At 30.4% G+C, this 13,094-nt stretch carries 13 protein-coding genes; 10 read left to right on the top strand and 3 right to left on the bottom strand.

The features are described from left to right. Positions 1–61: 61 nt before the first annotated feature. The 10 genes from AC2TDS_RS03305 (at position 62) to AC2TDS_RS03260 (ending at position 10,354) form a co-directional block, all read left to right on the top strand. On the top strand, positions 62–583 hold the full coding sequence (locus AC2TDS_RS03305) for a hypothetical protein (RefSeq protein ID WP_484737703.1): 522 nt from the start codon (positions 62–64) through the stop codon (positions 581–583). A gap of 157 nt (positions 584–740) precedes the next feature. Next, positions 741–1,265, top strand: coding sequence for a hypothetical protein (locus AC2TDS_RS03300; protein WP_484737702.1), 525 nt, complete (start codon positions 741–743; stop codon positions 1,263–1,265). A 72-nt stretch (positions 1,266–1,337) separates the two neighbouring features. Then, positions 1,338–2,309 carry a thioredoxin fold domain-containing protein gene (locus tag AC2TDS_RS03295; RefSeq protein ID WP_484737701.1) on the top strand — a complete coding sequence of 324 codons (972 nt, stop codon included), beginning with the start codon at positions 1,338–1,340 and terminating at the stop codon, positions 2,307–2,309. A 161-nt stretch (positions 2,310–2,470) separates the two neighbouring features. Beyond that, positions 2,471–3,154, top strand: coding sequence for a hypothetical protein (locus AC2TDS_RS03290; RefSeq protein WP_484737700.1), 684 nt, complete (start codon positions 2,471–2,473; stop codon positions 3,152–3,154). Positions 3,155–3,212: 58 nt separating this feature from the next. Beyond that, a complete protein-coding gene (locus AC2TDS_RS03285) occupies positions 3,213–3,524 on the top strand; it encodes a transposase (RefSeq protein ID WP_484735911.1) in 312 nt (103 codons plus the stop codon). A gap of 41 nt (positions 3,525–3,565) precedes the next feature. Next, a complete protein-coding gene (locus AC2TDS_RS03280; protein ID WP_484738915.1) occupies positions 3,566–4,420 on the top strand; it encodes an IS3 family transposase in 855 nt (284 codons plus the stop codon). 258 nt (positions 4,421–4,678) lie between these two features. Further along, positions 4,679–5,626, top strand: a complete 948-nt coding sequence (locus AC2TDS_RS03275) for a hypothetical protein (protein WP_484737699.1) — start codon at positions 4,679–4,681, stop codon at positions 5,624–5,626. A 1,838-nt stretch (positions 5,627–7,464) separates the two neighbouring features. Further along, a complete protein-coding gene (locus AC2TDS_RS03270; RefSeq protein ID WP_484737698.1) occupies positions 7,465–7,821 on the top strand; it encodes a hypothetical protein in 357 nt (118 codons plus the stop codon). A gap of 146 nt (positions 7,822–7,967) precedes the next feature. Continuing rightward, positions 7,968–9,482, top strand: a complete 1,515-nt coding sequence (locus AC2TDS_RS03265; protein ID WP_484737691.1) for an IS1182 family transposase — start codon at positions 7,968–7,970, stop codon at positions 9,480–9,482. A gap of 95 nt (positions 9,483–9,577) precedes the next feature. After that, on the top strand, positions 9,578–10,354 hold the full coding sequence (locus AC2TDS_RS03260; RefSeq protein WP_484737697.1) for a hypothetical protein: 777 nt from the start codon (positions 9,578–9,580) through the stop codon (positions 10,352–10,354). Between the two features lie 287 nt (positions 10,355–10,641). Here the strand turns inward: AC2TDS_RS03260 and AC2TDS_RS03255 are convergent, their stop codons facing one another. Genes AC2TDS_RS03255 through AC2TDS_RS03245 form a run of 3 tightly spaced genes read right to left on the bottom strand, consistent with a single transcriptional unit; the run spans position 10,642 to position 12,556 of the window. Beyond that, positions 10,642–11,790, bottom strand: a complete 1,149-nt coding sequence (locus AC2TDS_RS03255) for an IS91 family transposase (protein WP_484737696.1) — start codon at positions 11,788–11,790, stop codon at positions 10,642–10,644. Between the two features lie 5 nt (positions 11,791–11,795). Next, the gene (locus tag AC2TDS_RS03250) at positions 11,796–12,134 is read right to left on the bottom strand and encodes a tyrosine-type recombinase/integrase (RefSeq protein WP_484737695.1); all 339 of its coding nucleotides are present in this window, start codon (positions 12,132–12,134) and stop codon (positions 11,796–11,798) included. Positions 12,135–12,139: 5 nt separating this feature from the next. Next, positions 12,140–12,556 carry a tyrosine-type recombinase/integrase gene (locus AC2TDS_RS03245; protein WP_484737694.1) on the bottom strand — a complete coding sequence of 139 codons (417 nt, stop codon included), beginning with the start codon at positions 12,554–12,556 and terminating at the stop codon, positions 12,140–12,142. Between the last annotated feature and the right edge of the window lie 538 nt (positions 12,557–13,094).

Genomic DNA, 13,094 nt, shown 5'->3' with positions numbered 1-13,094 from the left:
TTCCAGCCGCATTTCACGGCACTGTTATTACACAAACGTTGTGCTTCATGCAGAGAAAAATATGAACAAGAAAAATAAATACGGATTTCTGATTATTTCTTTCATCTTGCTGATTGGTTGTTCTAAAAATGACAATCAAATAATAGTAGAGACAAATGATGGTCTATCAATAGACAAAGTTGAAATTAGAAAAGGATTTACTTCAATTAATAGAGAAAATGACCTTGAACTATTTTCGACAAACTTAAAAACAGTTTTTAACGGAAATGACAAAGGAAATCTTGAAACCGACTTTGGGGAAAATGATTTCTTGGTCATTTATGATGACTCATACTATTACTCATTTAGACATTTTATTTATACTGACTTCAAAAGTTCATATCCTGAAGGACATGCATATAATTTTGAGTTTTTTAGGCGAAATGACTCTATATTTATGGCTGTGGATATTAAAGGAGAACAACCAATGGAGTTTACAAGACCTTTAATAAATAAAAAGTATGCTGAAAAATTTGTATGTAATACGCCTATTGATGAAGCAGGAGTAATGTTCAATATGAAAGAAATGGAAAAAAAAGAATAAGCACGAAAGCACAACAAAGGCTATACCCAATAAGGGTTTTAGTAGTAATTTGAAAGTAAATGCCAGTAATGAAAACTAGTAATAAATTGAAACGGAAGTGCTTTGAAATCCCTTACTGGGCATAGCCAAACCGTTGTAAAACATTTAACAAAAAAAAATGAAAACAGATAAATCAAACCAATTTTCTCATATTAAATTTGGTTCTCGTGGAGAGGAAATTTATTACAATCTGAACGGAAAGGAATATGGTTTTGATTCAACTTTGTTTGGTGGAAGAAATATTTGTTTGAGAGATTTAAGCGACACTAATTTGAATGAAAACCAAAAGACTAAAATGTTCATGGAAATTATTCAATATGTGAATGAAATAGAAAATGAAAAACCAACAATCTCTTACAATACTGACGAAAAAGATTCAGAATTGTGGAAGAAACTAACAATTGAATTTGAATCACAAATAAAGGGAGTTGTAATAACAAATAATGAAGAGGCAAATGAAGCTTGGTATAGAAGTATGAAAGCTGATTTAGAAACTGGATTGACTGAAATCAATATCAAAGGTCTGAAAATTAAAACAGTTAAGGATTTAGATAAACATTGGAATAAAATAAAATTTACGAAAAATGACGAACCAAACGAAAGAGTCACTTTTTGGGATAAACTAAAAGCAAAACTGAATTAAAAAACGTTTTACAACAAAGTGTAAAATTGCATTAAAACGCATTTTACACGAAACGTTACCACAAATAGAAGAATGAAAAAACTACTCTTAATAATAATACTTTTAAACACTCACCTTATTTTTTGTCAAAATGATTGTAATAGTGAAATTCTGAATGAAAAAGTTCAACTTAACCCTAATGATAAAGAAAGCTTATTAAGATTTGCTCAAAAACTGAATTCACTTGAAGAGTGTGGATTAGATAAAACAGATTTAGATATTTTTAATAATAGTCCCATTATGACTAACATTATTATAGACATATTGGCTAAAGAAAATACTGAGCCTTATACTTACAATACTATTTTAGAAAAACTATTATTAATTACAGAAACAGAAAACTATCAAAATAATATCAAGCCTAAATATAAAATGTTAATTGATTTTACTAAAAAAGAGGCTAATATTAAAAACTGGGAATCAGACAAATTAATACTTAAGAAGTTAGAAATACCAGATAAATACATAGAAGAAATATTCATTGAGTTAAAAAGCAACTCTAATAAAGACGAAATCTATAAACAAATACTAGAAAGAATTGAGAAAAATAACACTTCTAAAAACAATATAAAAATTCAACCCATAGAATATAGCCAAAACAAAATTTTTGAAAATTATGGTGAAATAGACTATGAAAAACTGTTAGAAAAAAGTAAAAAAAATAAAAAACCACTATTAATGTATTTCACAGGTTATGCGTGTGTAAATGCTGTAAAAATGGAACAAAGGGTATTATCAAAAAGGGATATAATTGATAAGTTAAAAACTGACTTTAACTTTGTTAGTGTGTATGTGGATGATGATACACCTCTACCTGAAAAGGAATGGATTAAATCAAGAAGAGGCAGAGTTATAAAAACTGTTGGTAGAAAAAACTATGAATTACAAGTAACTAAATTTAAATCAGGATTTCAACCTTACTTTGTTATCATAGATGAAAACGGAGAAATTATAAAGAAACAAGGATATTCTGATTTAGATACTTTTACTAAATTTATTGAATAACTACTTGTGGCAACAATGGGTATAGTTTATTGTTGTTGAAGTGCTTTTTTGGAAAAATAACAGTTTAACCAAAGTCTAGATTTTATTTGCTAAATTAGAACCAAAACACCACAACAAACCATACCCCAACCGTTGCCAGTAATCAATAAATTGCACCTAAAATGAATAAAAATATAGTACTTATTTTCATCCTTTTTTCAAATTTTCAATTTTTATTAGGACAAAATATTTATTCTGCATTACATCACGATGATAGATTAGATTTAAAAAAAATTAAGAGTGTAAAAAAAATTATCAAACACATTACATTTTTTAACAAGAATGATACAGAAATTGAAACATCTACAATAATATTAAATGATAGTAGTCGAGTTATTAAAGAAGATAGGTTTAATGAAAAATATAATCGTAAAACTCGTTTTACAATTACTTATGATTCAACTCAAACTCACTCATTAACAAGAAGAGTTCAAATGAGTCAACCTTATGTTAGAAATACAACAACGACTTATTATGAATATGATGGAAATACATTTTTAACTAAAATAATAAACAAAAGAAATAACAAAATTTATAGAATTACAAATATTAAAAATAATGAAAGAGGGCATCCAATAGAACTGAAACTTATTGAAAACTCAATATCTTATGGAAAGGAAACAGCAGAATATGATTATGAAAATAATTTAACGAAAAGAACTGTTTATAACGAATTTGGAGAAGTTAAATCAGTCAGTTCTGGGAAAATTGATTTTTCGAAATCAGATAATAATGACTTAAGGAATGAATATGGAGATTTATTACAATCTAAACTTTTTAAATTTGAGTACAAGTATGACAAATAATTTAGCCCCCAATAAGTTCGGAGTGTTCTTTTAAATTTCAAACTAATATATTTGAGATATGAAATACAAGAAATGGAGTTTAGCTCAGAAGTTGGAAATACTATCTAGTTCAGAAGAGATAGGTATAGTAGAAGCTTGTCGAAAGTATGGAGTTAGTACAGGTACTTTTTATAGTTGGAGAAAGAAGTTTGACCACCAAGGAGAAGCAGGTTTAAAAGTTACTTATGAGACTAAGAGTAAAGAATTAAGAGCTGCAGAAGAAGAGAATCGAGTACTCCGTAAATTACTTAGCGATAGAGAGATTGAACTAGAAGTGCAACGAGAACTTTTAAAAAAAAAGTTTGGGACGTCAGATCCAAGAAAGATTTAGTAGATCTTACTTATAAAAAGCATAAGTGTAGTAAAACTAAAATCATTAAAATGGTTGGTATGGTAGAGAGTAGTTATTATAGAGCATCTAGTGGTGGTAAGAAAGGAAATAAACCTTCTAAACTTACTTATCATAACACTAAAGGGCTGGTAGACCAAGCAGACGTTATAACTTCAATTAAAAATATTTTAAGTCATGAATTTATAGACTGTGGATATCGATTAATGTGTTCTTATTTAAAGAAAGAAGGCTATATAATAAATCATAAAAAGCTGTATCGAATAATGAAACAAGCTAATATGTTAAAATTAGAACACAGAATAAACAGAAGTGGTTCTGGTCGGAAGTTTGTGAAATATAGAAAAGTAATGACCTCACGTCCAATGGAGTGTTTAGAAATGGATATAAAGATGGTATGGATTCCTAGTGTAGGTAAAAATGCTTATTTACTCTCGATAATTGATGTACATACTCGTAGAATCTTAAAAGACTATTTTTCTTTTTCTATAAAACAACAACAAGTAATAACACTCCTTTCCCTTATGCTTGAGCAACACCAATATCCTGAAAATATTGTTATTAGAAGTGATAATGGAAGTCAATTTATAGCTAAAAGTGTTCGTGAGTACTTAGAATTAATAGGTGTGAGCCAGGAGTTTACTCATGTAGCTACACCAGAAGAAAATGCACATGTAGAAGCGTATCATGGAATACTGAAAAAAGAAGTCTTTCAACGATTTGAGTATAGAACTTTCGGAGAAATAGAACAAATACTAAAAAGGTACGTGATTTTCTATAACAACACAAGGCACCATGGGTTATTAGGAAGAATAACTCCTATGGAAAAATGGAACCAAGACAAACGCTTAATTTTAATGCAAAAAACAGTAGCTTAATTAATAATCGAAATTTAAAAGATTACTCTTGTTTTATAGGGGTCAAAACAACAAATTTGGTAATTGGAAAAGAAAAAAACGATATATGTTGAAAAATGGGAAATGGGTGAAAAATGCCATATTTAAAAGAACAATAATTTATAGGAGATAAAATAACTACTGGCAACACCACCTAAACTGCATTAAAACGCAGCTTAGCCAAAACGTTACCACACATTTGAACAACACAACTTGAGATTAATAATTTACATATCGATTTTGACTTTTTTACTTCTTGGATGTTCAAATCCAAAACAGAATTTAGTTGTTGTGGAAAACGATTATGAAATTGATTTGACCGAATTAGATTCTGTACGTGAAAATCTAAACGGATTTTGGATTCCCGAAAATCACATTGAATCTGAAAATATACTTTGGTTGGATTTTCATAAAAAGAAAAATTTTGCAACTTGGGAAACAATCCCATTTACTGAAGAAATTAAACGAACTGAATCATTACCAATAAAATCTTGTCCAACTTTAGCTGGATTGATAAAATTGAATGGTAAAGTACAAATGGAATTTGTTAGTTTGGGAGGTTCTGACACAACCGAAATCGAATCTTTAACCAAAACAAAATTCAAAATAGACGGAATAACCTATTTAAAACATAAAGGTTACGATTTTCTAAAAACTTGGAATGTTCACGGATATGAATCTGAAAATGATTTAAACTCTAATTTAGTTGAGTTTCTTGATAATCCAATTGACCTTTTAGATTTTAAGAAAAAGAAAGGAATGGAATTTACAACAAGCGTAACCAAAGGAACTGAATACTATTTTCAACCGAGAATTAAAGATTCAATTTTCTATGTTTATTATTATCCTGACTTTAAAAAGGAGTCAATTAAAATAGATCAATTTATTGTTTTTAAACACGGAAAAAATAAACACACTTACGAAAACCAAACAGAAACTTTAATTGAATTTAGAATTTTTAATCCAGATTCTGATTTAGGAAAAGCCAATCTTTACGGATTAACAAAATCGGAATTGGAATCGGAATTTGGAACTGATTATCTGAATTTTGATAACGGAATTGTGTACTCGAATAAAAATAAGGTTTTGATTATTGAACTTAACAACTCAAAAGTAAAATCATTTAGATATATAAAACTGAATACGGAAATTGTTGACCAAGAATTAATTCGACAAATAGTGGAATAAAAACGTGTGGTAACATCGTATATAATTTATTGCTAGTTCTAGCCTACTTACGAAAATCCTCGCAGATTTTCTATTCGGTTTTTATTTGCTAAATTACGTGCTAAACCACGCAACAAACCATATACAAAAACGTTATGTATGACCGCTCTGAATGGTTTTGAAAACAAATAAATTCCAATTTGGGTGGATAAAAGATAAGAACAAAAACTAAAAATTGCTTACTATAATGAATGATAATAAGACTGTGATTTTGTAAGCATTTATAAAGATTTTAGGTTTGATATTAAACGATAAAAATTAAGGTCAGAATTATAAAACCTATTTTTTATCTTTGGTTGAGTTAGTTTTGTATAAGCCAAGTGTAGGCTTCGGCTTTTGTAGAAAGCTTCTTTTAAAAAAAATAAAAGTTATGTGTGTATTTGTCGCCAATCAATACGTGTCGCTATTCATACATAACAACATGTAAAACCAATGCCTGCCTTTGCGCGCTAAGTTCCAGCCGCATTTTACGGCACTGTTATTACACAAACGTTATGTATGACCGCTCTGAATGGTTTTGAAAACAAATAAATTCCAATTTGGGTGGATAGAGGATAAGAACAAAAACTAAAAATTGCTTACTATAATGAATGAGAATAAGACTGTGATTTTGTAAGCATTTATAAAGATTTTAGGATTGATATTAAACGATAAAAATTAAGGTCAGAATTATAAAGCCTATTTTTTATCTTTGGTTGAGTTAGTTTTGTATAAGCCAAGTGTAGGCTTCGTCTTTTGTACAAAGCTTCTTTAAAAAAAAATAAAAGTTATGTGTGTATTTGTCGCCAAGCAATACGTGTCGCTATCCATACATAACAACATGTAAAACCAATGCCTGCCTTTGCGCGCTAAGTTCCAGCCGCATTTCACGGCACTGTTATTACACAAACGTTATGTATGACCGCTCTGAATGGTTTTGAAAACAAATAAATTCCAATTTGGGTGGATAGAGGATAAGAACAAAAACTAAAAATTGCTTACTATAATGAATGAGAATAAGACTGTAATTTTGTAAGCATTTATACAGATTTTAGGATTGATATTAAACGATAAAAATTAAGGTCAGAATTATAAAACCTATTTTTTATCTTTGGTTGAGTTAGTTTTGTATAAAACAAGTGTAGGTTTCGGCTTTGTACAAAGCTTCTTTAAAAAAAAATAAAAGTTATGTGTGTATTTGTCGCCAAGCAATACGTGTCGCTATCCATACATAACAACATGTAAAACCAATGCCTGCCTTTGCGCGCTAAGTTCCAGCCGCATTTCACGGCACTGTTATTACACAAACGTTATGTATGACCGCTCTGAATGGTTTTGAAAACAAATAAATTCCAATTTGGGTGGATAGAGGATAAGAACAAAAACTAAAAATTGCTTACTATAATGAATGAGAATAAGACTGTGATTTTGTAAGCATTTATAAAGATTTTAGGATTGATATTAAACGATAAAAATTAAGGTCAGAATTATAAAACCTATTTTTTATCTTTGGTTGAGTTAGTTTTGTATAAGCCAAGTGTAAGCTTCGTCTTTTGTACAAAGCTTCTTTAAAAATAAATTAAAAGTTATGTGTGTATTTGTCGCCAATCAATACGTGTCGCTATCCATACATAACAACATGTAAAACCAATGCCTGCCTTTGCGCGCTAAGTTCCAGCCGCATTTCACGGCACTGTTATTACACAAACGTTAGCAAATATTGGAGGAAGCATCATACATTTGAAAATTTGTAATCTATTAGGTGTGAAGTTCACAAACAGGGAAAAATAGAAATTGAAGAATCTATAAAAGGGAAAAAAATGATTTGGAGCATTTTAATAATATTGATAATTATAATCTTATTTTTAACCAACTCTAAAATTGAGCACATCAAATTGAGGAATGGTTCAAAAAAAATTAGTGCAGAAGTTGTAGATTATAGAAAAGAAAAAGGACCTATGAGAAACGATTACACCCTTCTAAATTATCCATATGTAAAAATTGAATTAGATGATGGAGATTACATAATCAGAAAATTAAGATATGCCAACAGTACAAATAAACCTTTTAAAATTGGAAAAAAAATATTTGTTTTTTGGAACGTAAGTGATTTATTATATTGGAATGCTTACGACAGAGGCTTGTATAAATATTTACCAAAAAGTTGGAAAATCTAAATAATAAACATTTGCTAACACCACCTAAACTGCATTAAAACGCAGCTTAGCCAAACCGTCAGACTGCGCAAAAACTCTTACTATAAAGGTTTTAAATTTGATTAACTATTCGTATTTTAATAGTGTAATTAAACACTAATTTTTATATGGATTTTATTCAAGGATTTGACCGAAATCAATTACAAATGATATCGTTTGATGAATTTGTAAAACAAGACTCTTGGGCTAGAATAGTTGATTTGTTTGTAGCGTGTTTACCAATAGATACTTTAGGTTTTAAGCATGAACATGCAAGTCAGGGACGTCCACCATATGCCACAACAGACTTATTGAAACTATTGTTGTACGGCTACAAAAATCATTTACGATCATCACGCAAGTTAGCACATGCCTGTCAGGTTAATATGGAAGTGATTTGGCTAATCAAAGGACTCAAACCATCAGCTCGTAAAATTGCTTACTTTAGAAAAGATAATTCAAAAGCATTTAAACAGGCCTTTAGATATTTTGTACTAATGCTTAAAGACATGGAGCTTATTGATGGTCAAACTATAGCAATAGATTCATTTAAAATTAGAGCTCAGAATGCACTCAAAAACAATTTTAACCAAAAGAAAATTGACAGGCATATCAAGTATATTGATGATAAAATAAATGAATACCTAAGTCAATTAGAACAAGAAGATGAGCTCGATAAACAAGAAAAAATCAAACATAAAATAGAGTATCAGCATAATAAAAAACTTAATTATATAAACATAGAAAAGCAACTTATTGATAGTGAACAAACACAAATAAGTTTAAGCGATCCAGATGCCAGAAGTGTGGTGCTACACCGAAACATCATCAATGTAGGTTATTGTATACAGGCTGGATGTGATAGTAAACACAACCTATTTATTAATAACGATACGGGAACAGTAAACGACACTCATGCGCTGTCTCCAATGGCTTTAGATGCAAAAAAAATACTAAAATTGAAACAGATGAATGTTTTGACAGATAAAGGTTATACAACAGGGAAGCACATTGATATTTGCACCAAAAATAACATTACAACATTTTCATCACCAAAGGCACATTCTTCTCAAAACAACGGCTTGTATGATATGCAAATTTTTAAATACAATCCACAACAAGACTATTATACCTGTCCTGCTAATAAACTACTTAAAACCAACGGAACTATTTACAATAAAAACAAGCATAAAGTAAAACATTATAAAAACCGACAAGCCTGTAAAAATTGTGACCTTAGAGCACAATGTACCACCAATAAAAACGGACGATTTATTGAACGATCCATTTACCAAGAAGCCCTTGAGAATAATAAAAAAAGAGTAGATTCAAATCCAGACTATTATAGGTTAAGGCAACAAGTAACCGAACATCAATTCGGCACTTTAAAACGACAATGGGGATTTACCTTTACACTTATGAAAGGCAAAGAAAACGTACTTTCAGAAGTTAATTTGATGATGATGGTTTACAACCTTAGAAGACTTATGTCTATTTTTACTCCAAACGATCTAAAAAACAAGCTAAAAGCGCTTGACCGACATATTTTGCACCTATACAAGCTATTTTTAGACTTTACAAGACCCTATTTATTTAAAAGTAACTTCCTCGTTGTAAATCCACTAATAATTAAGCACCCTTAGAACAAGCTAAAAAAGAAATAATAGCTACTTTTACAATAATAATCAGAGTTTGTGCGCAAACTCCCGTTGCCAGTAATCAATAAATTGCACCTAAAATGAATAAAAATATAGTACTTATTTTCATCCTTTTTTCAAATTTTCAATTTTTATTAGGACAAAATATTTATTCTGCATTACATCACGATGATAGATTAGATTTAAAAAAAATTAAGAGTGTAAAAAAAATTATCAAACACATTACATTTTTTAACAAGAATGATACAGAAATTGAAACATCTACAATAATATTAAATGATAGTAGTCGAGTTATTAAAGAAGATAGGTTTAATGAAAAATATAATCGTAAAACTCGTTTTACAATTACTTATGATTCAACTCAAACTCACTCATTAACAAGAAGAGTTCAAATGAGTCAACCTTATGTTAGAAATACAACAACGACTTATTATGAATATGATGGAAATACATTTTTAACTAAAATAATAAACAAAAGAAATAACAAAATTTATAGAATTACAAATATTAAAAATAATGAAAGAGGGCATCCAATAGAACTGAAACTTATTGAAAACTCAATATCTTATGGAAAGGAAACAGCAGAATATGATTATGAAAATAATTTAACGAAAAGAACTGTTTATAACGAATTTGGAGAAGTTAAATCAGTCAGTTCTGGGAAAATTGATTTTTCGAAATCAGATAATAATGACTTAAGGAATGAATATGGAGATTTATTACAATCTAAACTTTTTAAATTTGAGTACAAGTATGACAAATTTGGTAATTGGAAAAGAAAAAAACGATATATGTTGAAAAATGGGAAATGGGTGAAAAATGCCATATTTAAAAGAACAATAATTTATAGGAGATAAAATAACTACTGGCAATAACTAAGCATATGGCGTGCCGATAGGCTAACGCTATATGCCCTGTTGACTGATCCGTTGACAGTAAGGGGTAAAACGATAATTTTGTATTATTTTAGTAATTGAAGATTCGTTATTTTCTAAGAGAAGTTTAGCTATTTTTATGTGTCTTAGTTTATAATTTGTTACTTTTTCTTTCTGATTGTAAAATTCATAGCTTAATCTGCTTGTTTATTTGGTTTTTTCTTAAATATAGGCATTAATTGTCTAGGACACTTTTTTAATGTCATTTTTTAAGTCATGTATTTTTTAATTTTATGTTTAGCTATTTTTAGATAGTTTTTTGGAGGTCCTCTAGAGTCAAAAGTTAGCAATGTAATTAAGCTTGCTTTTTTACAACTCGGGCAACATCTGTGTACACTTTTCTCAGTAGGGATAAATAGGTCAATAGTATCTAGCTCTTTATCTGCTAATAGCAATTGTAATCTTGGTAACTTTACTTTTTTCCAACTACTACTTAAAATTCCATAATGTCTAATTCTGGTAAATCCTTTGGGTAGAATATGCAATTGAAACCGTCGAATAAACTCTTTAATCTTTAAAGTTAGGATGGTTTTTTGTCCATTTTTACGATAGTCTTTGATACGAAAAGCCACTGTTTTCTCTTCTTTATTAATAGCTATTATTCGGTGATTACTAATGGCTATTTTATGAGTATATCTCCCTAAATATTCTATTACATTTTCTGGTTTTCCAAAGGGAGGCTTTGCATAAACAACCCATTTGTTTTTAAACAAATCATCATATAATGATTGGTCTACATCTGGAATTACTTTACGTAGTTTAGCCACAAAGACACCTCTAAATTTTATACTTATTGCCTTTACACTGAATAGGAAATCGTCTTTGTGGTTCCCTTTTTTCCAATATCCTGCTTTAGTAACACCTCCTTTGGGAACAATACAATGCAAATGTGGGTGTAAACTCAGATTTTGCCCCCAAGTATGTAATACGGCTATCATTCCCATTTTAGCACCAAGATGTTTGGGGTTATCACCAAAAGCAGTTAAAGTTTCCCAAGCGGCATCAAATAGCATTTTATAGATCTGTTTAGGATATTGAACAGCTACTGGATTTAGAGTATCGGGTAAGGTAAACACCACATGAAAATAGGGCACCGGTAATAGTTCTTTGGTTCTAGCTTGAATCCATAGTTGTTGTTTATGTCCTTGGCAAGTGGTACAATGCCTATTACGACAGGAGTTGAATTGTAAATGTAATTTGTTACAGGCTTTACACCAATCTAAATGTCCGCCAAGGGCTTTGGTACGGCATTTTCTAATGGCGTGTAAGGTTCTTTCATGCCAGCTACTGCTGGTTAATTCTTTTAGATGCTCTACTTGTATATTCAATACATCCGCTACGGTATGTTTAGGGAACATTACCTTTAGTATAAGGTGTCTAAGGGACTAAATTTTCTGGAACTTCCTGTATTGGCAACATGCAGATAGATGATAGTGGTTTGTATATGAGCGTGGCCTAGGAGTTCCTTAACACTCATGATATTAAGACCATCTTCTAATAAGTGTGTAGCAAAGGAATGACGTAGGGTGTGGGCTGTGAATTTTTTTTTGGTATTGACCTTAGCGCTACTTTCTTTAATAACCCATTGTATGGCTCTGACAGATATAGGTTGAGGGAGTCCATTTTTAGTGACTTGACTGTTAAAAAGGTATTTAACAGGTTTTTCTGTTTCGAGGTAATTCTGTAATCCTCTAATTAGCATTTTACTTAAAGGAAGATATCGATCTGTTTTTCCTTTTTTTTTCTAACAAATAATGTTTGACGATTAAAATCAACATCCGATAGGAGTAAATCACAGAGTTCATAGCTTCGTAAACCACAACCATAGATAAGTCCAAGCATAAGACGATGTTTTAAAAACTTAGGTGCTTTTAATAGTTCACGTACTTCTTGTTTGTTAAGTACTATGGGTAGGCCTTTTTGTTTTTTAATTTGTGGTAGTTGTACTCTTTTTTGTTCCATCCCCATGACCTTGTAAGCCGCACGAAGTCCGAAAATGGTATGCTTAAAAAAACTCTCAGAAGGCGATTTGTGAAGGTTTTGACAATAAAAAAGATAATCGTTAATCTGTTCGATATCTAAAATCTCAGGACTGGATTTGTAGTATATAGACAGATGTGCCAAACACCTTAGGTAATTGTTTAAAGTACTAGTGGATTTACCGTTAATAGCAAAGCTTTTTGTTAATCGAGTTACTAAATTTGAAAAGGTTGGAGTTTGCTCTACAGCAGTTTCTAAAATGGTTTTACTTTTTTTTATACATAATATTTAATTTTGATTGATAAATTTAAGTATTTTTAGATTGTTGAAAAAAGCTTCCGAGGTACGAGGATTAGTTCAACACCACCTAAACTGCATTAAAACGCAGCTTAGCCAAAACGTTAGTGTGCCACGAAGTTGTGTAAATCCAGTGGGTGTAAATCCCACCAGAGTAATTGGCTGTTCACTCTGAAGGAATCTAGACAGTTAGACTCGTGAGGGTTTTGCTGAAGCTCTAGAGGACAAATAATCAAGCCGTAATGTGTAATACGTGAACCCATAGTAGCTTCGATAGGTGTACTCGCAATTTGGGGAGAGTTTTGACGGTCTTCGAACCCTGTCACTTCCATAGGATAAACAGTCGCGAGACTATGGAAGAGTTGCCGGAGTCATAGGGATGGCG

This window comes from Tenacibaculum profundicola (genome assembly GCF_057220795.1).
The sequence above is the reverse complement of the archived record's forward strand: the minus strand, read 5'-3'. Positions and strand labels throughout refer to the sequence as shown.

Bases quoted from the DNA above. Each gene is read 5' to 3' on its own strand.
- AC2TDS_RS03260 (WP_484737697.1), top strand. From the start codon at position 9,578: ATGAATAAAAATATAGTACTTATTTTCATCCTTTTTTCAAATTTTCAA.
- AC2TDS_RS03305 (WP_484737703.1), top strand. From the start codon at position 62: ATGAACAAGAAAAATAAATACGGATTTCTGATTATTTCTTTCATCTTG.
- AC2TDS_RS03250 (WP_484737695.1), bottom strand. From the start codon at position 12,134: ATGCTAATTAGAGGATTACAGAATTACCTCGAAACAGAAAAACCTGTT.
- AC2TDS_RS03290 (WP_484737700.1), top strand. From the start codon at position 2,471: ATGAATAAAAATATAGTACTTATTTTCATCCTTTTTTCAAATTTTCAA.
- AC2TDS_RS03270 (WP_484737698.1), top strand. From the start codon at position 7,465: ATGATTTGGAGCATTTTAATAATATTGATAATTATAATCTTATTTTTA.
- AC2TDS_RS03255 (WP_484737696.1), bottom strand. From the start codon at position 11,790: ATGTTCCCTAAACATACCGTAGCGGATGTATTGAATATACAAGTAGAG.
- AC2TDS_RS03300 (WP_484737702.1), top strand. From the start codon at position 741: ATGAAAACAGATAAATCAAACCAATTTTCTCATATTAAATTTGGTTCT.
- AC2TDS_RS03265 (WP_484737691.1), top strand. From the start codon at position 7,968: ATGGATTTTATTCAAGGATTTGACCGAAATCAATTACAAATGATATCG.
- AC2TDS_RS03285 (WP_484735911.1), top strand. From the start codon at position 3,213: ATGAAATACAAGAAATGGAGTTTAGCTCAGAAGTTGGAAATACTATCT.
- AC2TDS_RS03295 (WP_484737701.1), top strand. From the start codon at position 1,338: ATGAAAAAACTACTCTTAATAATAATACTTTTAAACACTCACCTTATT.